This is a genomic window from Lysinibacillus pakistanensis (genome assembly GCF_030123245.1).
Lineage (GTDB): Bacteria > Bacillota > Bacilli > Bacillales_A > Planococcaceae > Lysinibacillus > Lysinibacillus pakistanensis.
In genome coordinates this window covers 5,148,093-5,172,503 of the sequence record NZ_CP126101.1, presented here as the reverse complement: position 1 = coordinate 5,172,503, position 24,411 = coordinate 5,148,093, and the positions used below count along the sequence as shown (strand labels likewise).

The window sequence follows — 24,411 nt, the reverse complement described above, 5'->3', positions numbered from 1 at the left end:
AGTTGGATATATTATAATCTATCACCGAATTAGTTTTAAAGGGATTTTGGAATATCAAAACTTTTGAGTAACATCTCAATCTAAAAGTGCGAAATTGCCATCCCAAGGATTAAATATATATGTCCCTTCATTCGTATATATATAATAAAGTCCATTTGAAGCTTTGTAATCTTTGGGTTTGTTTGTTTTATTACCTGTTTGATTCTCTATAATTTGAGTTGCTTCTTGATAAGTATAAGCAGGAATAGACGTAAAAATTAATATACTGCTGATAACTAGAATGATTGGATAACCAAATAATAAAAGATTACTTTTTTTTATTAATAGTTTACTCTCATTCCCTTGTCGGGAGATAGAAAAAATCATAAACAAACCCACGATAATAACAAAGAAACATTGTGACATTATACTTTCAACAAATGCATACTTCATACTTAAAAAAAATAAATAGATACCTAAAAAGGTTTGTATTCCACTCATTAAATATAGGTAATGCTTCGTCATAAATTAATTTCTCCCCCTCAATTTCAAATAATAAATTTTTGTTTCTTTACCTTATTCCTCCCATAGCATGAAGATGATTATAAAATTTAAAGCATAAAAATCGATTATCTCTATAGGTTATTAATCATAATTAAGATTATGACGTGTAGTACATGTATTCTTTATAAATGCAATCCCAATATTCTAAATCATCATAAATTGATACTAGGTTAGCTGCTTTTTCCAAATAAAATAATGGTTTATCCACTTCTAAGGAGTATTGACAAATCGCTTTTCTAGTATAATAGAGTGCTAATATAGTGTAGTGCAGTCTTTTTTTCTCAACTAGAAGACTATGTTCTATAATTTCTAATGCTTCTGAAAACTTCCCTCCTTTTATTAGTAACAATGAAAGATTCACTGTAAACGCAGATTCTAATTCTTTTGCTTCTGGATAATGATTATATTCACTTAATCTTGATAATACGTTTTTGGTAAAATCGGCTACACTATCTATGGGGAACAAAAAAAGAATAGAATTAATAATTTTCAGGTCATTTACATACCATTGTTCGTACAGTGAAATACGTTGCCATATAGGTTCGACAATTTGTTGAGCAGTTTCTAAATTATTATCATTCATTTGAATGAATGCTTTACAAATGCGTCTGATATCATCTATTTCTACGTCGTATTGTTTTTCCAAAAAACTGTTAATTTTCTTCTCTAATATTGTTATTTTTCTAATATTATTGTAATTTAGCGTAAAAAACTCTTTTATAAGGTTATTTTTAACTCCATAATTGTAATTGTTTGAAATATATTGGAACTCATCAACTGAAAGGTTCAATCGATTTAGTAACTCTAAAAAAATTCCACTACTTATATCTTGACTTCCACTTTCAAATTTAGAATAAGTACTTTGGGAGATTAAATTTCTAGCCACTTCTACTTGTGTAAGTGCTCGATTTTTCCTAATGGCCTTAAACAATTTTCCTGTATTTATCATCATATCAAAGTAACCCTCTATAATAATAAAATATTCGATATGTAATAATTCGTTATGAAACTTATAAAACCTCCTATAATAAGTAAATAAAGGGGGTGAAATACATTTGAATAAAGTACAAGCAGACGTTTGGATTATTGTTGGAAGTTAATTTTAAAAAAGGGGTGGAGAAAATGATGAAAAAAACTAGTCTTTTTTTATCTAGCCTGTTGTTAAGCTTTACTATTCTAAGTTCTATTGGGCCAGCTAAAGCAGCAACAAATTTTGAAAGTTCACAAAATACAATTAATCTAGTTATAGACAATGAACCTGTTAGTGTAAAGCTTTTATCAGAAACTAAATCTTCTCTTTCAGTGGAAATTAATGCAGAAGGAATGACAGACATTGCGGAAATTGATTATATAAATAAGAGCTTTACTATTTTGGACGAGGACGGAAATAAAACTATCTACAATGCCGAAGATTTTATATCTGAATTAACTGAAGAAGACGCTAAGCGTGTTGAAAAATATAGCATTAAAGAAGAACCAATTGAAGGAGAAGAAATTAATTTTAATAATCTTAATTATAGTGTAGAAGAAAATTCAATAATGCCTCTAAATAGTAATTCATCGAGAAATTACTATGGGGACATTCAACAAGCAACAGGGGTATATGGAACTTGGTATAAAAATAGTACTAACATTGTCAGTGGTAAAACTATTGATACAATGCGAGGGGTAGTTTGGAGTGATACAAAAACTGTAAAGAAAATGGAATTTACTAAAGGTACTGCATTTGCAGTGGTAACTGCAGCAGTTCTTGCTTTTTGGAAAGGGTTTACATATGGATCTGTTCTAGCTGCTCTAGGAGGCGTTGGTATTGCATTGGTTCAAGGATATTTAGGGTCTGACTTAACTATATTTGTAAAGGCTGAACAAGTGGATATTGGTAGGGGCTTTTATGTTCAACACGAGGGATTCCCCACAGTAACAAAATCTTATTCTTTATATGTCAATATTTTGGGTCCGAACAATCAAACTGTTAGAGAAGAATATAAATCAGGTGGATTTGCCTTTTTCTACAACGATTGGTCAGATGCTAGTGTCGCCAAAGTTGCTTATCAACAGTATCTGTATATTACAGGTAAACGTAGCACATATCCAAAAGCATCAGAATTTTAACCAAAAGTACATCATTAAATTAATGAGAGGAAACTAGAATAATGGATGTTTTATAAAAAATAAAATCCAGAGTTTCTCCATGTTAAAAAGCTTTAAATGACTTTCTACAGCCCTTGTTGTAAGGTAAAAACGGTAGATACAGATGAATGTTGGATAAAAATAACATAAGATCGTTTCTCACATATGAAAAATGTGTAGGAAGCGATCTTTTTAAACTTATAATTCGTCTTGAGGTAGATAATGTTGTGTTCTCATACAACCTTTTTTGGCATGAGATTTTTTTAAAATGATTGCTTACTATATTTTCCTCTAAAATCATAATTAAGAGGTATATACCGAGAAAGCACTGAATTTATTCACTATAGTCTATGTGGATCGCTTCCAACTACTGAACCCACTTGAATAAACCTCACTAAAGGTGGCTAGTATTAATCATTTAATTTGGTCCTAGCCCATCGACTTTTCTATAATTAGCATGTTCACTAGAATTCCATAATTGTAGAAGAAACCGCTTTGAATTACGGCAAAATTATAGAGAATTTGTCATAATTCAAAGCTGGCAAGTTGGAAAAAGCTGTTTTATATTTTTTCAACGTTCTCTTATTATCTGTACCTGAAGCAAAGGGAATCATTAGTCAATTCAAAGCTTTACATATACAGCGCAGCAAGGAAGATTCCTAATGCTTCTTCATAGATGTCGTTAAATTGGTTGATTGGTAGAGGGTTAATCCCACTTCCCAACTCGACGGTGAAGCCTGGTCTGCGCCATTCCTGAATAAACCAATCCTTATAGCCTGCATAGCTTCCAGCTGAATTGATGGGCTCATAGCCACTAACTCGACTAAATTCAGTAACAAGAATTTTAGACTCAGGAGGCTCCAAGTTTTCAAAGCCCCAATAAATTACTCTTCCCTGTGTATGAAAGGCAAGAACTCTTGCAAAATCTCGCTTCTTTGTTAAATCAGCCATAGCAATGGCCTCTGGCTCCGATAAAGGTCGTTCTCCACCATAATCCCTTGGCCCAGGTGTTTTAGGATTACGTGCACTTTCTAGCTCCCATTTCGCAGGGAACTGATCATTTAAATCAATGCCATGTATATTGGCTTTCCAACCTGAGAAATTGTTGCTCCCATTGTTCCAATTGATTAGTTGATTTCTTAATGCTTCGTCTTCAGGTGGCCCTTGTATTACTAAGTTGACACCATCAGGATTGACCATCGGAACTATAGAAAGGGATGTTTGTTGATAAAGTGGAAGTGTAGAGATACCTCGTATCGTATTTTGATTGGTGAGTGAAAGTAGGTAGTCATTTAAAAATGTTAAAATAATGGGAGTTGTGATCCATTCATTTGCATGGAAGGAGCCGTTATAATGAATTCGTTTTAATCCGCTACCAATTTGAATCTCTGGAATTTCATGTCCTAGCACAGAATGGCCGATTGTTGAGCTTTGTAGAAAAGGATAAGCATCAAGGAGTTTGTTTAGATCATTCATCATGATGCTATAGTCGTACCTTTGCTGTCCATTGATAATCCTCCAAGTAATTTGTTGAGGAATTCGAATGGTTTGACCTATTTGAAGGGCATTTGGGTTAAGATCAGGATTAGCAAGTAAAAGGGCTGTTAATGGGATATTTCTATTTTGGGCAATTTGCCAAAATGAATCTCCCTGCCTTAATTGATAGTCGTTAGTAATATACCCTGGAATTCGAATACGCTGTCCAACCCTTAAAAACTGGGGGTTCATATTTCGATTCGAATCTATAATTAATTGGAGGGGGATTTTAAATACTTCGCTATAACGCCAAAGTGAATCACCAGATCTTACGAAAATGTCCACAAATATTCTCTCCTTAGTCAAAATACTTCAATATAAAATGTATATGAAAAATGACACGATTTATTAATAGAAGAAAGCGAAATTCACATCATTTTTGTGATGAAGAGTCTTCCTGATATACATACCCCTTTGTACATCATGATAACATTATATGAACAAGGAGCAAAAAAGAGGGGATTCTTGGTTATATTTAATAATACAATTATACTAATAATAGATGAATATGACAGGCAAAGGTAGGAAAACAAATGCTCAATATATTAAAGCTAGGTATACGAACTAAAATTACATTAGGTTATATTGTTATCATACTTTGTTTACTTGCATCAGTAGTTTTCTTAAATAATCAAATTACTGCTTTACAAAAAGAAAGAAATTTTATTATAAAATATGATTCTCAAGTTCAGGAGTTAACCAACCGAATTGAAAAATACATCTTGGATATGGAATCAAGTCAACGAGGATTTATCATTACTGGGGATGAAAGCTATTTAGAGCCTTATAATAGTGCTGCTGAAAACTGGAAAATTGATTTTAATGATCTCTATCAGCTCTTAGATAATAAACCTAAGCAACAAGAGAAGCTCAAGGAAATAGAGGTAACGATAGAGCATTGGATTGCAACGTCTGGTAATCCAACACTTTTAATGAAGAAGGAAAATAACACTGCTGCGTTAAAGGAATTTTTTAAGGTCGATGTTGGTCGCAAAGATGTGGAAACAATGCGGAAACAATTTACTGCATTTAGATTAGCTGAAAATGCATTTACTCAAACTAAGGCAAATCAATTAGACAAGCGAAATAGCAATATAACGAGTGCTTTATTTGGGCTGTTGGTACTTGTTTCGGTAATCTCTATTGTAATCGCTAGTGGAATTTCCCGCTCAATTGTGAAAACGATAACAGAGGTTACTCAAACAATTAAAGAAATTGCAGCTTCTAAAAGCAATCAAAAGGGCAGAATTTATGTGAAAACCAATGATGAAATAAATACCCTTGCCGATGCTACAAATGAGCTTTTAGATTCGATTGAAAAAAGAGAATGGCTACAGTCAAATATTGCGGACATTGTCACTAAATATCAAGGTATTTCGGTCATTACAAAATTAGCCGAAACCTTCCTTTCTGAAATGGCACAGAAGACACAATCCTCTCTTGGTGCCTTTTATATTCGTGAAACAACAGAAGATGATATTCAATATGTGAAAAAAGCTGCATTTGCTGGTACAAGTACTGATGTAGGAAAGGATAGCTTTAAACTTGGACAGGGCTTAATTGGACAATGTGCCTTGGAAAAAAAGATTTTAATTTATAAGGATATTCCAGATGAATTTCGTTTAATAGGAACAGGCTTAGGAGAAGTACCACCTAAAAGTATTCTTATTATCCCAGTTATATTTGAGAAGGACGTAATAGCAGTTGTTGAATTGGCGACTATGACGGACTTCAGTAAGCTTCAGCTGGAATTAGTCAAGCAAGTAGTCGAAACGTTTGGCTTAACAGTGAATAGTGTCGTAGGACGTATGGAAATTGTACGCTTGCTTAATGAATCTAGAGCGATGACAGAAGAATTACAAGTACAATCGGAGGAGCTACAGACACAATCAGAAGAATTACAAATGCAAACAGAAGAGCTAACAATGATTAATGAACAGTTGGAGGAAAGAACGAAAGAGGCAGAGTCCAAATCGCGAGAGCTAGCAAAAGCAAAAAAGGAATTAGAGAAGAGTGCTGAACAACTGTTACTCAATTCCAATTATAAATCCGAGTTTTTAGCCAATATGTCACATGAGTTACGAACACCATTAAATAGTATCTTAATTTTATCAGAAATGCTGGCAGAAAATAGTCAAAGTAATCTAACGGAAGAGGAGGCTGAATTTGCGAAGGTTATCCATTCCTCTGGTGAGGATTTACTTGTACTCATAAATGATATTTTAGATTTATCAAAGGTAGAGGCAGGAAAGCTGGACATAATGTTTGACGAAGTAAATATGAGTGAGATTCCTCTACAAATCGAGCAGACATTTGCACCTGTAGCAATGAAAAAGCATTTACAGTTCCATATTTCAAAAGCAGAAAATGTAGTGGATATTTTCTATACGGATGAAAAGAGATTCCAGCAAATCCTAAAAAATTTATTATCAAATGCTTTCAAATTTACAGAGCAAGGTTCCGTAACACTTGCTATTAAACAATTAAAAGAAGAGCAGTTGACAAACAATATGCAGAATATAAGTGCTGATTGGTTAGAGATTACAGTTTCAGATACTGGCATAGGTATTCCTAAGGACAAGCATCAACTAATATTTGAATCGTTCCAACAGGCAGACGGTGCAACAGTACGGAAATATGGCGGTACAGGTCTTGGCCTGTCAATTTGTAAAGAATTTGCCAAACTACTTGGAGGTTGGGTTTCTTTACAGAGTGAAGAAGGGCATGGTAGTAGCTTCACACTGACAATTCCAAGCCTACCTAATGGAATTCAGGAGGAGCAATGTCTTGAATTGGCTATTCATGAGGTTGGAGCTACAACAGAGATACATGAAATAGAAGAAGAGTTACCTGAAGTTACAGAGGTAGAGGTATTTCAAGGGAAAACTATATTAATAGTAGATGATGATTATCGTAATATCTATGCACTAAAAACAGCGCTTGAAAAAAGAGGCATGAATATCTTAGTTGCCAAAGATGGGATAGAGTGCTTAGATATTATGCAAGCTAATCAGGAAGTAGATCTTATTCTTATGGATATTATGATGCCTAATATGGATGGCTACGAAACGATGTCTATTATTAGACAACAAATGAAACTGAAGGATTTACCGATTATCGCTTTAACGGCGAAGGCCATGAAAAATGATCGTGATAAATCATTAGAGGCAGGAGCTTCAGATTACATTAGTAAGCCATTAAATTTAGATCAACTCTTATCCGTTTTAAGAGTATGGTTAGTTTCTAAAGGGAGTTCATAAGCATGGATCAATTTCAGCCCTTGGAGCAAAAACTACAAAATAAGCATACAAATTTAGAAATTGACTTATTATTGGAGGCAGTTTATCGTTTATCCGGCTTTGATTTCAGGGATTATAATCGTTCTTCCATAACACGAAGAATCTTGAATAGAATGAGAATCAATAATATCCCAACCGTTTCTAGAGTGCTTGAAAAGGTGATACACGACCAACAGTTTCTAGAGCAGCTATTAAATGATTTTTCCATCAATGTCACTGAGATGTTCCGTAATCCAAGTTTTTTTAAAGTATTTCGTCAGGAGGTTATTCCATATTTACATAATTATCCTGAAATACGCATATGGCATGCAGGATGTGCAACGGGTGAGGAAGTATACTCTATGGCAATTTTGCTAAAGGAAGAGCAGCTCATTGATAAGGCGGTTATTTACGCAACAGATATGAATGAACAAGTATTAGAAAAAGCAAAAAAAGGTGCTTTCCCTATACACAAAATGCAAGCATATACTAAAAATTATATGCTTGCAGGTGGTAATGATGCATTTTCTGAGTACTATAAAACAGATTATCAGTTTGCGTATTTCCATCCTTCCCTATTAAAAAATATTATTTTTGCACAGCATAATTTAGTTACGGATCAATCATTTAATGAATTCCATATTATTTTGTGCAGAAATGTTTTAATCTATTTTTCACAGGCGCTACAAAGCAAGGTTCATCAGTTATTTTATGAAAGTCTTAGTGAAAAGGGTTTTTTATGCTTAGGTGATAAGGAGACACTGCGCTTTGATGATATTATGGAAAAATATAAAGAATTTGTAGGCAATGAAAGAATATATCAAAAGATCAATTAATGAAAATCCGCCTATCTTTCTAGATTCACAGAAAGATAGGCGGATTATTTTTTTAAGCATGTGCTTGAATAATTAATACACACATATCATCAGGCTGATTGTCTTGCTTCTCTTTAGGTAATAAATTATCAATCAGACATTGTGTATAATCCCACTTTGCAGATGTTAGCGTTTGCAGATGTTTCTCAGACTCTATCTCACAAGGTCCCATCGCCTCTAATACACCATCTGTAAAGAGAATTATTTGTATATCATGCTCGTATTGTATTCTTTGTTTTTTTACTTCAATTTCATCAAAAAAGCCGACTGCACAGCTACCTTGATTTAATGGAACAAGTGTCTTTTCATCAATAAGGGCATAGCCAGAAGGATGGCCGGCATTTACATATTCGATTGTTTTTTGTTCTGTATCCATCACTAAATAAATCGCCGTAAAGTAATAAAGATTGTCTTCCTTCCCATTTCTTAAAAGTGTCATATAGCGGTTCAATTCTTTTATGACTAATTCAGGCTCTATCAATTGTTTGACAGCTTCTCTAAGAACCGAAGAGATGAACATACAGACAAGTGCTGCCGAAATCCCATGTCCCATCATATCAAGTAAAATAACAGCATAGCGGTGATCATTTATTTTGTGCCAATAATACATATCCCCTGCCAAATTAGAGGAGGGTAGGTAGGATACCGCTATTTGAATATTATTCTCATTTAATGGTGGACTCAGTAGACTTCTTTGGACATGCGTTGCTAAATCTAATTCGTATTGTATTTTCTTTTCCTGCTGTGTATGCCAATCTAATTCAGCCTTCAATCGTAGGGCCACACGAATTCTAGCAAGAAGCTCCGTTTTATTTATCGGCTTTGTAATATAATCCACCCCACCGATATCCAGGGCCTCAGCAAGTTTGTTTTTATCTTCTAGAGCGGTGACAAAGATAATTTGAATGTCCTTGAATCTTTCATTTTTCTTAATACGTTTACAGGCTTCAATACCATCTATCTCTGGCATCATAATATCTAATAAAATTAAATCTACAGAATTTCCTGTCGAATCTTGGACATCAAGCTGTAAATAGTCAAAAAGCTCATAAGCAGATGCTAATGAAACACAGTTATCATAACCTGCATTTTTTAAAATTTTTTCAATTACAAATAGATTTACTTGATTATCATCTACAAGAAGAATGGTCATAACTATTTCCCCTTATTCTGTACTGTTGCGCAGATTATTAATATATGTGTATTTAAAAACTCTCAACTACATTATTATACAAAACAATAGAGAATAATGGTATTTTTGTGTTTTAGAAGGAGTATTTTACTAGGTATTAAGTCTTGGTTATTCATAAAATATTGTAAGAGAAACAATGAAAGGAGCGTACTAAAAAAAGCCGCCTTTAGTGAATAAATAGGTGTATAGTTCATGTACTTCAAATAGCAATATGTCTAATCCTGCTGAATTCGTGCCTTTTTAAAGCCGCCATAAATATCAACTACATTGGCTATGATGGTAATAGCAACAGTGACTAGTAATATGCGATCTATAGCAAACAAAACCTTAGCAGAGGTTGTATCTGTAATTGCAGCTATATAGGGTAAAGCTGCACTGTGTATGAAATCAGGTCGATTAACCATAAGAATAAAGACAATGGTCCCTAAACATTGAAGGACAGCATTTAGGACAGCAATTAGAAAAGTCCATTGACCCGCTTTTAATTTAAATAATGCTAAAGCTATGCTTAAAGCTATACATATCAAAACGACCGGCGCAAAGGACAGTAACACATTTTGGTTGAATATAGGCATAACAAATTTCAATCCACCTCTATCGTGCGAAGAGTAGATTCCTAAAAGGTGATTTGCATTAAAATAGATAAACGAAAAAACGGTAATACCTATTAAGCTAAAAATAATATCAGGAAGTGATATAGTTTTATCTTTTGGGATAACTTTACTATTTAATAAATCATCTGGAGTCCAAGGCTTTTGTTTTTTTATAAAAGGTATTGGAACATCACTACCTGAGCGTTCAATTATAATAAAAGAAACTGTAATCCAGAACAGCACGTGTAATATCACTGTGATAACATTTACCATAGTGATAGAAAAAGCATTAATCACAGTAGATAAAAGGGCATCTTCTCCGCTGTAGCGTACAATATTTTCTACCACATGAACGATTACAGTAATAAGTATGGCCCAAGGGACGATTAATTTTATTGTCCGAATATACGTGTCAAATATTTGTGGGCCAATTAAAAAGTTTGGTGAATCCCTGTAACTTGCTGCGACCTCAATAGGATTTCCTAGCTTTATAAGAACTTCCTTTACATCTGATTCTGTATAATCTTCAGGTAACATTTTCTCGATGGTAGATTTTAGCTTAGAACTAATTTCATCCCGTTTCGTTTTGCTTATCCTTTTTGTAACTTCATGAATATAGACATCAATTAAATCCATTCTAAGTGTCTCCCTTCAATAAATTATTTATCTCATTCAACAGATTTTAGAAGGAATGAATTGTGCAGGCACAATTCAAAATCCGGACGCATTGACTTTTTCAGGAAGGTGAATAATGGAGAAATGATCCCGGCAGGATGCCCAGCTTAGATCATCTCACTGTCATCATACAGTATTATTTTAACTCGTGGTAATATATGTTATTATCGAAAGTTAAAATTAATGTGAAAAATATGATTATGAACAATTTTTTAAATTGCAATAAATGAAAAGGGGGATGAATATGCGAGTGGTAGATAAATTATGGGATGAAGAAGATTTTTTGCAATTTGTCGACATTGTAATTGGTGCTTATCCGGGAATGCTGGACTGCTCACAGCCAACAAAAGAACAATTAAAGGCACTTTTTATCCATAATCAAAACAATGATGAAGCTATTCATTATTATGGATTATGGGAAGAAAATAAACTGGTTGGTGGTATGAGACTTCATGATTTTGAAATGAATCTACTTTCTAAAATAATTCCAGTTGGAGGGGTTGGTTTAGTTGCGGTCGATTTACTTCGCAAAAAAGAGAGGATTGCTAAGGAATTAATAGAACACTTTTTTAAAGTATTTTTAGAAAAACAAGTACACTTTGTAGCATTATATCCTTTTAGACCTGATTTTTATAAAAAAATGGGCTTTGGCTATGGACCTAAAGTACATCAATACTTAGTAGAGCCTTCCAGCTTTCCGAAAGGTCCAACCAAAAAGCATCTTAAGTATTTAACAGTGCAGGATCAGCATAAATTAGCAGATTGCTATAAAAGAGTTACAATGAAAAGGCATGGTATGTTTTTAAAAACCGAATCGGAGCTCGCAGCAATATTTAAAAATCCTCAAAATTATGTGATTGCTGTTGAAAAAGGAGATACCATTCAAGGTTATATAGTATTTTCCTTTACTAAACAAAGTGATACGAATTTCCTGCTTAACAATTTAGTTATTAAAGAGTTGATTTATGAAACACCAGAGGCATTATTAGAACTTAGCACATTTTTAAATAGCCAAGCCGATCAGGTTGCTCGAATTGAATGGAACACCCAAGAAGAAAATATTCATTTCTTTTTAGGAGATGTAAGAAATGGATCGAATCATTTAATCCCAAGTGTCTATCATGCAAGCACTGTGTCAGGAGTTGGCTTGATGTATCGTATTATCAATGCCAGAGGCTTTTTTGAGGAGTTAAAAACACATAATTTCAATAATCAAACTTTAACATTTAAGCTTACTGTAGAGGATTCTTTACTCCCAGAAAATAATCAGCAAATCGTTATGAAAACAGTTGATGGCAATATGACAATAGTAGACAATCATAAATGCGACGTGGAGATGATAATAGATATTGCAGAACTTTCCTCTCTAGCTATGGGAGTTGTTACAGTACAAGAGCTATTTATGCTCAGTAAGGTGAAGATTAGTAATGAGCAATATATTCAGAAATTACATCAACTCTTCTATGTTTATGATAAACCGATGTGTATTACAGCATTTTAGGGAAGCCATAGGTGGGCATCCCCATGCGTACTATTTTTCTTTTTTCATAAAGAGGGTAGAACGTACTGGTCGTTCCAGTGGTGTAATGTTAATAATAAAATAGCTTATAATTAATATTAAAATAATAAGTGAATAAATTAAGGTATTGATGGGGTGGTCATGCTCAACAATAATTAATCGAATCATGGCTGTAATACCAATATATATAAAGTATCGGAGAGGGAAATGATAGTCCTCCTTAAAATATTTAACAATCATTGTGATGAATTCAAAATATAAAAAGAATAGAAGAATATTTGCGAGGAAAAGCTTATAGTCGCCTTTATCCTTAGAGAAAATGATAATTTTAAGGAATTCGATCAGTTCTTTAAAAAGTAGGAAGGATAATATAAGCGCAAGAAGTATGAGACAAACATTAAGAAACAATTGTAAAGACTTTGGCACAGCCTTAATTAGTTGTTGATAGGTTGAGTTGTTTTGATCCATCTAATTCCTCCAATCATTATAAGAGACGATATAACATAATTATATGGTTGATCGTCTGGCGATTATGATTTGAATATAACATTTAATCGTTAATGTCTTTATACATTTTTGTAAAGTTTTGGTATATTTTATTGAAAGAATGTTTTCAAATTAATTTAGCGGTATGCTAAAATAGATGTGCATGAATATAAATTATAAAAGGGGTTTTTAAAATGGCAAAAGCTGCAAATTCAAATGCAAAAATTACACCAGAACGTTTAGAAGAAGCGTTAAATGTTCGCGATCGTCTTATTATTGAGTTACTAGTACAAGTACTTGATGAAAAGCTAGTAATTGAACGCCCTGTGCTACGTGAACGTTTAGGAAACCTTGTAGAACTTTCTGACCATGATGCAGAATTAAAGGAAACTTTACACGGTGTAATTAATAAACTGTAATTCTCTAAGATTTATATAATTATGCTTAAATGTAATTATAAAATCCCCTATAGCTTAGACTGTAGGGGATTTTAATATCATGTAAAACGATCTACTAATTCGTGCATACGTTCTGCTTCTGAGTGAAGCTCGACTGAGGAATGCATAATAGAAGTGACCGCTGATTTCTGTTCATCAATGGAAGCATTGATTTGCTCGGTAGCTGCTGCAGATTCAGTAGCCACACTTGCTATTTCATTAATGGCATTAATGACAATTAAACGATTTTCGGCCATTTCACTCATACCCTGATCAAGGGACACAAGATGTGCAGTAATGCCCTGGATGGAATCAGCTAACAATGTAAAAGCATTTTTTACCTCACTTATGGAAGTGGCTTGTCCCTGTGAAAGCTGAAGGGTGTGCATCATCTTAGAGTCTGAACTAGCAGTATCTATTTCGATACGTTTTAATAAATTTCTTACACGATTAGTTGCCTCATTCGTATCCTCTGATAAATTGCGAACTTCTTCTGCTACAACGGCAAAACCTTTTCCATGTTCACCTGCTCGTGCTGCTTCTATACTTGCATTTAAGGCTAAAAGATTAGTCTGTTCAGAGATGGAGGTGATCGTTTGTACAACATTATGAATTTCCTCCATTTGTCCTGTTAAGCTCGAGAAGTTTGATCTCAGTTCTTCAATGACTTGTGTAAATTCATGTGAATTTTGCTGTAATATTTCGACCTTTTGTCTACCATTTTCCTGTGAGTTATTAATGTTATTCATATCCTCCGTAATTTCAGCATATTTTTCAGTTGCATTTGAAATAAGAGAAGACAATTTTTCAACCTTGCTTATGGCCATTTCGGCTTCTTCTGCCTGAATGACAGCTCCTTTCGATATTTCAGTAATAGCCTGATGGATTTCATCGGCAGAAGCGGTTGTTTCTTCAGTAATAGCGCTAAGCATTTCTGATGAAATTCTCATTTTGCCTGCACTGTCTTTCGTGTTATCAACCATTTCATTTAAGCTGTGTTTCATATTATTTACATTGCTAGCCAGTATTCCTAATTCATCTTTTGTAGTTATAGGAATATCCTCGCCTGTTAATTTCCCTTTAGCAATATCAGAGGTCATCACCATAATTCGGCGTATGTACGAAGTCATTCTGCCAGAGAAGAACCAATATAGGGCAACGCCAATGATTGTTGCAAGGAAAGTCATAACAACTGTGTAGTAAAGGACATTTTTAGTACCTGCATTAAAATCCATTTCATAAGTACCAGCAGCGATAATCCATCCCCAATGCTTGTCCGTAGCTACATAAGTAATTTTAGGAGCAACAACATCTGGGTTTGATGGCAATGCCCAGTCATAACGGACATACCCCCCACCTGCTTTAGCCTCATCTATCATTTCACGTACAAAATAGCGACCATCCGTTGTCTGTAGGTCTGAGATATTTTGCCCTTCAAGGGATGGGTGAGTTTCAACTGTTCCATCAGCTTTAAAGGCATAAAAATAGAAATTTTCACCGTATTTAATGGGGTTATCTATAGATCTTTTATTATCCTCTGTTTTTTTGCCTACTATTTGTGTCCTAGCACGCTCCTGAGCCTCGGTTAATGTAAGCTTCCCTTGCTGAACTTGCTCATCTAATTGAGCTATTACTTCAAGTATCCCCAACGTCCCATTCTTTAGACTTTGTCTACCTACCTCATCAATTTCGCTTTTTGCCACAAAGTAATTTACCGTACCAACTAAAGTTGTAGGAATCAAAATGACGATAATGGCTAATGTGACAAGTTTGTTACGGACTGACTTCATCATGGGCACAACCTCCGTTCCTGTCTACTTATACAAAGTTTTACAATTCCTTAATTTAATTATAATACAAAGGATTTCAATAAAATAGAAAATTCCGAAAATTAAATGATAATATTTTAAAATAAGGGCAATGTTATATTCTTTTATGATGACTGGGGGATTGGTGACCCTGAAAATTGCTTAGTTGAGTGTCAAAAATAATTGGTGAGGTACAAACTGCTCTGTTTAAGGAAGAACAACTCGTGTGAGGCGAAAAACTACTTGGTTCCCCTAGAAGAAGCACTCTGGTAAGGCTGAAAAAAGCTCGGCTCCCTAGATCAATCGCTCAGGTAAGGCTGAAAAAAGCTCGGTTCCCCAGAAGAAGCGCTCAGGTAGTGCTCAAACTTGCTCGGCTCCCCAGAAGAAGCGCTCAGGTAGTGCTTAAACTTGCTCGGCTCGCCAGAAGAAGCGCTCAGGTAGTGCCCAAAACAGCTCGGTTCCCCAGAAGAAGCGCTCAGGTAGGACCCAAATTTGCTCGGCTCCCCAAAAGAAGCGCTCAGGTAGGCCCCAAACTTGCTCGGTTCCCCAAAAAAACTGCTCAGGTTCTTCAAGGAACTGCTCTGGTAGCCTCTATTATTGCTCAGGCAATAATGGAAATTCAGCCTGGCTAAAGGCTTTATAATGACGAAAACCCAAACAAGAGTGTTTGGGTTTTAGCAATATTAATATACTTTATCGCCGTTAAAAATAGAGTTTTTCACAATAACATAGTCTACATTTCGAATGGCATCTAGCTTGTTGCCACCTGCATAGGAAATAGAGGATTGAAGGTCTTGCTGCATTTCAATTAATGTATCCTTGATGCTGCCCTTGTGTTCAACGTACATTTTTTTGCCTTCCACATTTTTGCGTTCGCCTTTTTGGAATTCAGAGGCAGAACCGAAGTATTCTTTGACAATTTTACCGTCAATTTCGATTGTTTCACCAGGTGATTCTTCATGGCCAGCAAATAAAGATCCAATCATAACCATGGATGCGCCGAAGCGAACTGATTTTGCAATATCACCATGTGTGCGGATTCCTCCATCCGCAATAATTGGTTTTGTAGCAGCCTTCGCGCACCAGCGTAATGCAGCTAACTGCCAGCCACCTGTACCAAAGCCTGTTTTAATTTTAGTAATACATACTTTACCTGGTCCTATACCAACTTTTGTAGCATCTGCGCCAGCATTTTCTAATTCACGTACAGCTTCAGGTGTACCAACATTACCAGCAATGACAAAACTATTGGGTAAGTATTTTTTGATGTGTTGAATCATACGAATGACAGCATTAGAATGACCGTGAGCAATGTCAATTGTAATAAAATCGGGAACTAGATTAACAGCAGCTAACTCCTCTATAAATGAATACTCTTCATCTTTTACTCCAACACTAATGGACGCGATAAGTCCACGTGCTTGCATATCTTTAATGAAATCCGCTCGAGTTTCAGGGTTGAAACGATGCATGATATAAAAGTAACCGTTTTCAGCAAGCTTCACAGCAAGACTTTCGTCGATAATTGTTTGCATGTTTGCAGGAACAACAGGAAGTTTGAATGTATGTCCACCTAAAGTAATTGATGTATCACATTCAGAGCGACTTTCTACAATACATTTTGCGGGAATTAATTGAATATCCTCATAGTCAAATACGTTATCCATTCTATACACTCCTAAAATACGAATATTTTTAAATAATTGTTTTAAATTGTTCGTCATTTGGTAATTTACATGATTTTTGAGTAAATGTCAAAGCTTTTATCATAATAAATAGAAAAACAGCAGAATAAGTGATAAAAGCGATACTATAACTTAAGTAATATTGGTGGATGGATGTTTATTATATAAGCAATTTTATTTAAAATTTGTCATACTATTTGATATCCATGTACAATAGAATTGTTTCAGAAAATGACAAAGGAGTGTTGGAGATGGCAGTAGAAGTGTATTTAATTTTTAATGGAAATTGTCGGGAGGCTGTAACGTTTTATGAGAAGGCTTTTAATACGGACAAGCCTGAAATTATGACCTTTGGAGATTCACCTCAAAATCCCAATTATCAATTACCAGAGGAAGCCAAAGATCTTGTCATGCATACACGACTTTCGATTTTTGATAGTACAGTAATGTTCTCGGATACATTCCCAGGATCGCCATTCACACGTGGAAACAATGTTACATTAGCTATTGTTTCTAGTGATGAAGAGAAGATGCGTAAAGCCTTTGAAAATCTGAAGGATGGCGGCAAGGTAAGTATGGAGCTACAAGAAACTTTTTGGAGTAAGTGCTATGGCTCGCTTACAGATAAATTCGGAATTGAATGGCAATTTAGTCATGAGGAAAATAAATAGTAAAAAAAGTATTAGAGGCTGGGACATAAGTAAACTTTCAATATTTCAAACCAGAAAAACGCGAGAAATCAACGTTTTTTAAATTGATTTCTCGTGCTTTTTAAGATTTTGACCTGTTATGTCCCAGTTGATTATAGAAATATTTCCAGAACGTTATTCAGTTCACAACCTCTATTTTCTAAAAATAATAACTGTCCCTTAAAACTTCTATAAAAATGGACAATTATGTCAAACTCTACAGAAATAATTGGCCTTTTTAATTAGTAAACACTCCTACAAAACCATCATCATTTCCGTTATTAACCAGTTTTAATTCCTCAAATTGATTCTTTTTTTTACTTTCTATAAGGAATAGCGTTTTTTTATTGGTAATACTTCCTTCTGTAGTTGTATAAGAAAGGGTTAGGATTTTCTTTTTCATATCATATTTAAATGAGTAATCAGTGTAATTCTTAGTGTTTGAATTTATCAGAATATAAGTTTTATTCTTATTATCGTAAGCATAAATACCCTCTTTTAACTCATCTCCAAAGACGTTAAGAACCTTTTTATTATCTTCGTGATTAACATCCAGTTCTAGTACTCTTAAATTTTCAAATTTCGTTTTTTCTGAAATAACAATTTCAGGGTTTCTCTCTTCGTGTTGAATACTTACACCGTTGCTACAAGCTGTTTGCGTAAACAATAATCCAATTAACACCCAAAAAATGGACCTCTTTTTCACCACTTTAATTCACCTTCTTTCTTGGTTACTTCAAACAATTATACAATAAATAAAACCATTATATACAAATAATGTAATTTACTATACGCTGGAGTATGCACTTATAAATATGGGGTAAGTTGTCAAACGTGATATCGTTAACTAGTAACAAATTACTTAGTTTATTTTTGCATTATTTTTAGTTTTTAGTTGCAGTAGCCTTGTGGAAAATGCTGCCGAAATTGATTGAATTACAACCATTAGAGGAATTAGGATTTACATAAAATAACTGAATTAATGTATAGAGGTTGATAGTTCTTCAGTAGTCTAAAATTCAAATAATAATATGTATCAGTATTACAAACCATGAATACCTCACTAATCAAGCTAGGATAGAGGCTGGGACAAAACCTCAATACAGTAAAATTTTCTGTGCTTTAATTTAGATGAAAAGAAGGGACACCTTCTGATAAAATTAAAGTCACCACACAATAACTGTGTCCTTATGTTATAAAAATAGAATCACCAAGAAAAAAGAGAAATCGGATGACATCGATTTCTCTTTTCTTAGATATGAGCAGCTAGTTATGTCCCAGCCTCTATTTTTTAATATTTAAATTGGTTTACAAAGCCTTGGAGCTCATCGGCCATATCGAGTAGTGTTTTTGCAGCAGAGGCGATATCCTGCATGGAGGATAATGTTTGCTCGGTAGATGCAGCGACTTCCTCAGACGCGGCTGCATTTAGCTTAGCATGATCAGAAAGCTCAATTGCAGTAGCGGAAACTTCTTCGACCACTGCAGACATTTGCTGTGTTGATGCAGAGATATCCTCCATTTTTGGTGCAATACTTCTTAGGCTTGCGATAATACTCTCGAATTTCGTACTTGTGTCTTCGGAAAGTTTTAGACCATCCTGAACGTCTACGGATGCCTTTGTCATGGTTTGAACAGAATTCGCTGTGTCCTGTTGAATACCAGTAATTAGCGTAGAAATTTGCTCTGCCGATTGATGGGATTGCTCTGCTAGTTTTCGAACCTCATCAGCAACTACCGCAAAGCCTTTTCCGTGTTCACCTGCACGTGCTGCTTCTATAGCTGCGTTCAATGCAAGTAGGTTGGTTTGGTCTGAAATTGCACTAATAATTTCAATAATAGAGCCAATTTCCTTTGTTCGATCATAAAGTGTTTTAATCATAGCATCTGATTGTGCAACAGATTCGTGAATAGAAACCATTTGGTTAACCGTTTGCTGTACTGATTGACCGCCTTCTTCAGCCAAATTGATAGCGTGGCTAGATAGGTCTAGAACCTGCATAGAGCTATCGGCAACCTCGACCACTCCTTTAGCTATCTCCTCGATAGAAATTGCATTTTGATCAATACTCGATGTTTGTTTTTCTGTACTAATAGCCACTTGTTGCATCGCTTCCGTCACCTGCTCTGAAGCAGCAATATTTTGTTCCGCATTAGCAGATAGATCTTGTGCTGACTTTTGAACATGCTCGGCACTCTGATTGACATTGCGGATTAATTTTTTTAAGTTCACCTTCATGGATATGAAGGCTTCACCTAATTGACCAATCTCATCTTTCGTGTGTACTTCAATATACTCTGTTAAATTGCCATCACTAATTTTTAATGCGCTATTTTGAAGGAGTTTAAGCGGTTTAACAATAGACTTGATCATGTAAAGCATGAATACTAAACCTATAATAATTGAAAAGAAAGTTATAGTTAAAGTAATTTTAAAAGTTGAAGTAGCGGCATTTGTAGCCTCAGCCGTAAACATCGTACCAATAACCTTCCAGCCCGTTAGTTTATTTGTGACAAACTGTAAGTGGCGGTCATTTTCAACTATTGTTCCTTTCTCCTGCTCATAAACCTTCGAAATATAGCTCTCTGTTGCTTCAGAACCGCTCTCTTTATCTCGCTGAGAAACATATAGCTTATCCTTATCTATTAGGGAAGCAAATCCTGTTTCTCCAATACGAGCGTCCTCTGTAATTGCACCTAGCACAGAGATATTAAAATCTAAGGCAATTACCCCGGATCCATCCGGAAGAGTCTGCATAACTGAAATAACCATGTTATTTGTTGATTTTGATATATAGGGAGAAGTAATGGTAACTTGTCCTTTGTTAGCGACTGCTTCTTTATACCAAGATCGTTCACGTGGATCATAATCACTTTCATACTCATGAACAGGCTCATCTATTATTCTGCCATCCGCAGTACCTATATAAAGTAATTCAACCTCTGGGTGTGTATTTATATATTCTTGGAAAAGACCCTTTAGTTCATTGTTTTTTTCTCCCGATAGATAAGTTTGATCTACTTTTTTTGCAAAGTATTCGATATCCAATACTTTAGGAGAAATGGTATTTGTAATATTGGTATTTAGCATGCGTACGCTTTCTGTAGCACTTGCTTGTTGCTCCTTTAGAATTTGGCTTTTTGTACTTTTGAAGGAGGTGTATCCGATTAATAGAGTTGGAACGAGAAGTATGGCTAAAAATGCAAAAATTAATTTTTTTCGTAAGCTGATTCGTTTCATAGATAAATTCCCCCTTATAACAATATTTTTATATATGAATAAATTGAACTACCAAAATGTTATTTGTCTTATTTTATCAGAAAAACGTATAATTGTATGTAATATATTGGAATTTGTTAATGTTTTTCCACTCATAAACTGCTTCACTGATAGTTCAAATGTTTTAATCTGATTCTAAAAGTAAAATGAATTTAAATCAATTAAATTATCTAAAATATCAGAAAATTTAAACTTCTGTGTAGATAAATTTAAGCTATACAAAAATAAAAATCTGAGCTCAATCGTATGTTGAGCTCAGACGTATGAATCATCAATATTTAAAACGGCCTACATAGCCCTGTAATTCATCAGCCATATCAAGTAGTACTTTAGCAGCGTTAGCCATTTCTTGCATGGAGGATAATGTTTGCTCTGTAGATGCAGCCACTTCTTCAGATGCAGCAGCATTTAATTTAGCATGGTCTGTTAGCTCAATAGCTGTTGCAGAGACTTCTTCAACAACTGCAGACATTTCCTGTGCAGAGGCAGATATGTCCTCCATCTTCGGAGCCATTTCCCGTAAGCTTGTCATAATATGCGCAAACTTTTTACTTGTATCTTCTGTGAGCTGTAAGCCATCCTGCACATCTGTAGAAGCCTTTATCATTGTTTGTACTGATTTGGCAGTCTCTTGCTGAATACCTGTAATTAGCTCAGAAATTTGTTTTGCTGAATGCTGTGATTGTTCTGCTAATTTTCGAACTTCATCTGCAACTACGGCAAAGCCTTTTCCGTGCTCTCCTGCTCGGGCAGCTTCGATAGCAGCATTTAAGGCAAGAAGATTTGTTTGATCGGAAATTGCACTAATAATTTCTAATATAGAGCCAATTTCTTTAGTTTGGTCATAGAGTGATTTTATCATCCTATCTGATAGAGCTACAGATTCGTGAATGGAATGCATTTGCTGAACCGTTTGATCTACAGAATGACCACCTTCCTCTGCCAATTGAATAGCATAGCTAGTGAGATCTGAAACTTGCATAGAGCTATCTGCGACCTCAACCACTCCCTTAGCAATTTCCTCAACTGATATTGCGTTCTGGTCAATTCCCGTTGTTTGTTTCTCTGAACTGATAGCCACCTGTTGCATCGCTTCTGTCACCTGCTCAGAAGCAGCAATATTTTGCTCTGCATTGGCGGATAAACCTTGTGCAGCAACTTGTACATGCTGAGAGCTTTGATCAACATTACGTATTAAAGATTTTAAACTAACTTTCATAGAGACAAAGGCTTCAGCCAGTTGACCAATTTCATCCTTAGAATGAATATCAATAAACTCTGTTAAATCGCCTTCACTAATTGTTACAGCACTTTGTTTCAGTCGATTAATTGGATTAACTATGGATTTAATCATATAAAGCATAAAGATAATACCAACAATTATTGAAACAGCAGTGATTATTAAGTTCATATTAAAGGTGGAGGCGGCAGCCTTAGAGGCCTCGGCAGTAAACATTGTGCCAACAATCTTCCATCCTGTTAGCTTATTAGTAACAAATTGTAGTTGCTTATTTGATTCTCTTACTGTTCCACTATCTTGTTCATATATTTTTTTGATATAGCTTTCAGTTGCCTCTGAGCCACTTTCGTTCTTCTGGTCAGCAATATATACCTGATAGCTATCTAAAAGGGAGGCAAAACCAGTTTTCCCAATGCGTATATCATTTGTGATGGTACTAAGGGTGGAAATGTTTAAATCTAATCCAATTACGCCAGAGCTGTCTGGTAAAGCTTGTGTAATTGTTATGACAATGTCGCCTGTAGCTTGAGAAATGTATGGTGCAGTGATGGACACCTGGTCATTATTTTCTAGAGCTTGCTTGTACCATGGTCTGGTAAGTAAATCAAAGTCATCTGGATATACTTGCGTAGGTTCATCTAATAACCGACCATCTGCCGTTCCTAGATAGATGAGCTCTACCTCGGGGTGCATATTGATATATTCTCGGAAAAGCGTCTTTAGTTCTGGTTCTTTATCTACTTGTGTATAGGATTTATTCAGCTTTTTGGAGAAGTATTGGATATCTTTTATTTTTGGATCAATGGTGTTTGTAATATTCGTATTAAGCATGCGTATACTCTCGGCTGTGCTTGCTTGTTGTTCTTTTAAAATTTGTTGCTCGGCACTCTGGTAAGAAATAATGCCAATTAATAGTGTTGGGACGAGAAGCATTGCTAAAAATGAAAAAATGAGCTTTTTCCTTATACTTAGTTGTTTCACTTAAATTATCCTCACTCTTATATTATAGTTGTATACTTTTCCGCAATAGGTAAAGAATAGACTAACTAGCTTATTTTATCAAAAATAAATTAAATGTTAAGCGTTTTTCCATAAATGCTTTTTTATCAGAATGTTTGCAGTAATATTACTCATGAGTGAACATAGAAAGCTTACAATTGTTGTATACTAATGTTCAAAAGAGGAGGGGATTGTTCATGATTAAACAAATTGGACAAGTCATGTTATATGTAAACGACCAGGATGCAGCCGTTAAGTTTTGGACAGAAAAAATCGGCTTTGTGGTAGTTGATGAACGGGAAGAGGAAGGAATACGAACAATTGAAATTGCTCCAACGAAAGAAGCTCAAACGACTTTTGTTCTCCACAACAAAGAAATTATTGCAAAAATGCAGCCTGAATTGAATTTAGGGACACCGTCGATTATGTTTTACGCTGATCATATAGAAGATCTGTATCAGGATTTTCAGGAAAAGGGTGTTATAGTAGGGGATTTAATAATGATGCCAATGGGGAGAGTATTTAATTTTGCTGATCATGAAGATAATTATTTCGCATTGGTTGAAAAATAAATAACAGTTTCGACTACTACCTCTAAAACGAGAATTTTTTTGAGCAAATTCTCGTTTTAAGTTATAGTAGAAAATTCATTTTAGGTCCTCTCCATAAATCGATACCGTTTGGCGGTCCACTATAAATTTGTTACCGTTCCATTTTAGTATGTTCTCTACATAACCTAATCCATCAGCATGATATCTCCCCGCAATAGCCTGATACGCCAAAATTTCGTATATTCCATCCCGTTCATAATCAACAGGATACAACCCACTAATTGGATCAACCCATCCCTCTATAGGCTGTTTTAGCGTCCCATCTTGATTATAGATTTCTGCTAAATATTCAGGTCCCTTGTACTGTAAATCAATAATATATTGCTTTTTAGGATTCGCGCTACGAACAGCTACTTTGTACTGATCTTGATAATTGACTGTATATTTATTAGTGAAAGATTCTGTATCAAAAATAGAACGAACTTGCCCGTTTATCGAGGCAAAGATTTCACCATTGATAATTCCTCCACTACCTCCAGTGTCAGAAATAGCTAAAATATCATCTTGATGATTGCCAGTGAAATCACCTAGAAAAATAGTTGGATTATAACCAATATTTTGCTTTAGTATTACTTTTTCAAATTTTTGTGTTTGCCCATAAAAAATCCCCAAAGTTAGATTTTTCCACAGGGGGCTATCTGGGGTTTTAGTTCCTATTAAAAGGACTGTCTCTAAAATGCCATCTCCATTTATATCGCCAAATTTTGTTTGAATAACCTCAGGAGTTAGATGTGCCATGGCGATATTACCTAATGATGGATTCATATTATTCGTCATACATACACCTCTTTCTACCATCTAGCATATGTTATAAAAACAGCTTGGTGAATAAAAT

19 protein-coding genes are annotated in these 24,411 nt (G+C 34.8%); 7 read left to right on the top strand and 12 right to left on the bottom strand.

The annotated features are described in order from the left end of the window. Nucleotides 1–75 precede the first annotated feature (75 nt). Nucleotides 76–504, bottom strand: a complete 429-nt coding sequence (locus QNH24_RS25795) for a hypothetical protein (protein WP_283870143.1) — start codon at nucleotides 502–504, stop codon at nucleotides 76–78. Nucleotides 505–640: 136 nt separating this feature from the next. Then, nucleotides 641–1,495, bottom strand: coding sequence for a helix-turn-helix domain-containing protein (locus QNH24_RS25790; RefSeq protein ID WP_283870142.1), 855 nt, complete (start codon nucleotides 1,493–1,495; stop codon nucleotides 641–643). A gap of 170 nt (nucleotides 1,496–1,665) precedes the next feature. Here QNH24_RS25790 and QNH24_RS25785 point away from each other — a divergent pair, with 170 nt between their 5' ends. After that, complete coding sequence (locus QNH24_RS25785; RefSeq protein ID WP_283870141.1) at nucleotides 1,666–2,655, top strand: hypothetical protein; 990 nt, start codon at nucleotides 1,666–1,668, stop codon at nucleotides 2,653–2,655. 648 nt (nucleotides 2,656–3,303) lie between these two features. Here the strand turns inward: QNH24_RS25785 and QNH24_RS25780 are convergent. After that, entirely contained in the window at nucleotides 3,304–4,494 is a 1,191-nt protein-coding gene (locus QNH24_RS25780) for a M14 family metallopeptidase (RefSeq protein WP_283870140.1), read from the bottom strand. Nucleotides 4,495–4,742: 248 nt separating this feature from the next. Here QNH24_RS25780 and QNH24_RS25775 point away from each other — a divergent pair, with 248 nt between their 5' ends. Further along, a complete protein-coding gene (locus tag QNH24_RS25775) occupies nucleotides 4,743–7,469 on the top strand; it encodes an ATP-binding protein (protein ID WP_283870139.1) in 2,727 nt (908 codons plus the stop codon). Between the two features lie 2 nt (nucleotides 7,470–7,471). Beyond that, on the top strand, nucleotides 7,472–8,323 hold the full coding sequence (locus tag QNH24_RS25770; RefSeq protein WP_283870138.1) for a CheR family methyltransferase: 852 nt from the start codon (nucleotides 7,472–7,474) through the stop codon (nucleotides 8,321–8,323). A 52-nt stretch (nucleotides 8,324–8,375) separates the two neighbouring features. Here QNH24_RS25770 and QNH24_RS25765 read toward each other — a convergent pair whose 3' ends face one another. Beyond that, complete coding sequence (locus tag QNH24_RS25765; protein ID WP_283870137.1) at nucleotides 8,376–9,515, bottom strand: PP2C family protein-serine/threonine phosphatase; 1,140 nt, start codon at nucleotides 9,513–9,515, stop codon at nucleotides 8,376–8,378. 254 nt (nucleotides 9,516–9,769) lie between these two features. Continuing rightward, nucleotides 9,770–10,783, bottom strand: a complete 1,014-nt coding sequence (locus QNH24_RS25760; protein WP_283870136.1) for a hypothetical protein — start codon at nucleotides 10,781–10,783, stop codon at nucleotides 9,770–9,772. Nucleotides 10,784–11,066: 283 nt separating this feature from the next. On the opposite strand from QNH24_RS25760, the gene QNH24_RS25755 reads away from it, so the two are divergent. Beyond that, nucleotides 11,067–12,323, top strand: a complete 1,257-nt coding sequence (locus QNH24_RS25755; protein ID WP_283870135.1) for a GNAT family N-acetyltransferase — start codon at nucleotides 11,067–11,069, stop codon at nucleotides 12,321–12,323. 30 nt (nucleotides 12,324–12,353) lie between these two features. On the opposite strand, the gene psiE is transcribed toward QNH24_RS25755, so the two are convergent. Then, complete coding sequence (gene psiE / locus QNH24_RS25750; protein ID WP_283870134.1) at nucleotides 12,354–12,809, bottom strand: phosphate-starvation-inducible protein PsiE; 456 nt, start codon at nucleotides 12,807–12,809, stop codon at nucleotides 12,354–12,356. 212 nt (nucleotides 12,810–13,021) lie between these two features. Between psiE and QNH24_RS25745 the strand changes: the two genes are divergently transcribed. Continuing rightward, nucleotides 13,022–13,246 carry a hypothetical protein gene (locus tag QNH24_RS25745; RefSeq protein WP_054771635.1) on the top strand — a complete coding sequence of 75 codons (225 nt, stop codon included), beginning with the start codon at nucleotides 13,022–13,024 and terminating at the stop codon, nucleotides 13,244–13,246. A gap of 77 nt (nucleotides 13,247–13,323) precedes the next feature. Here the strand turns inward: QNH24_RS25745 and QNH24_RS25740 are convergent, their stop codons facing one another. Together QNH24_RS25740 and guaC are read right to left on the bottom strand one after the other, a co-directional pair. Then, the gene (locus QNH24_RS25740) at nucleotides 13,324–15,057 is read right to left on the bottom strand and encodes a methyl-accepting chemotaxis protein (RefSeq protein WP_283870133.1); all 1,734 of its coding nucleotides are present in this window, start codon (nucleotides 15,055–15,057) and stop codon (nucleotides 13,324–13,326) included. Nucleotides 15,058–15,755: 698 nt separating this feature from the next. Further along, nucleotides 15,756–16,739 (bottom strand): GMP reductase, encoded by a 984-nt coding sequence (gene guaC / locus QNH24_RS25735; RefSeq protein ID WP_283870132.1) that lies wholly within the window; start codon nucleotides 16,737–16,739, stop codon nucleotides 15,756–15,758. 269 nt (nucleotides 16,740–17,008) lie between these two features. Between guaC and QNH24_RS25730 the strand changes: the two genes are divergently transcribed. Then, entirely contained in the window at nucleotides 17,009–17,428 is a 420-nt protein-coding gene (locus QNH24_RS25730; protein WP_054772434.1) for a VOC family protein, read from the top strand. A 256-nt stretch (nucleotides 17,429–17,684) separates the two neighbouring features. Here the strand turns inward: QNH24_RS25730 and QNH24_RS25725 are convergent, their stop codons facing one another. From QNH24_RS25725 to QNH24_RS25715, 3 genes are all read right to left on the bottom strand, one after another. Then, entirely contained in the window at nucleotides 17,685–18,128 is a 444-nt protein-coding gene (locus QNH24_RS25725; protein ID WP_283870131.1) for a hypothetical protein, read from the bottom strand. A 609-nt stretch (nucleotides 18,129–18,737) separates the two neighbouring features. Beyond that, nucleotides 18,738–20,687, bottom strand: coding sequence for a methyl-accepting chemotaxis protein (locus QNH24_RS25720; RefSeq protein ID WP_283870130.1), 1,950 nt, complete (start codon nucleotides 20,685–20,687; stop codon nucleotides 18,738–18,740). Nucleotides 20,688–20,997: 310 nt separating this feature from the next. Beyond that, a complete protein-coding gene (locus QNH24_RS25715) occupies nucleotides 20,998–22,947 on the bottom strand; it encodes a methyl-accepting chemotaxis protein (protein ID WP_283870129.1) in 1,950 nt (649 codons plus the stop codon). A 215-nt stretch (nucleotides 22,948–23,162) separates the two neighbouring features. On the opposite strand from QNH24_RS25715, the gene QNH24_RS25710 reads away from it, so the two are divergent. Further along, complete coding sequence (locus QNH24_RS25710; protein WP_283870128.1) at nucleotides 23,163–23,537, top strand: VOC family protein; 375 nt, start codon at nucleotides 23,163–23,165, stop codon at nucleotides 23,535–23,537. A 75-nt stretch (nucleotides 23,538–23,612) separates the two neighbouring features. On the opposite strand, the gene QNH24_RS25705 is transcribed toward QNH24_RS25710, so the two are convergent. Beyond that, on the bottom strand, nucleotides 23,613–24,353 hold the full coding sequence (locus QNH24_RS25705) for a YybI family spore inner coat protein (RefSeq protein WP_283870127.1): 741 nt from the start codon (nucleotides 24,351–24,353) through the stop codon (nucleotides 23,613–23,615). Between the last annotated feature and the right edge of the window lie 58 nt (nucleotides 24,354–24,411).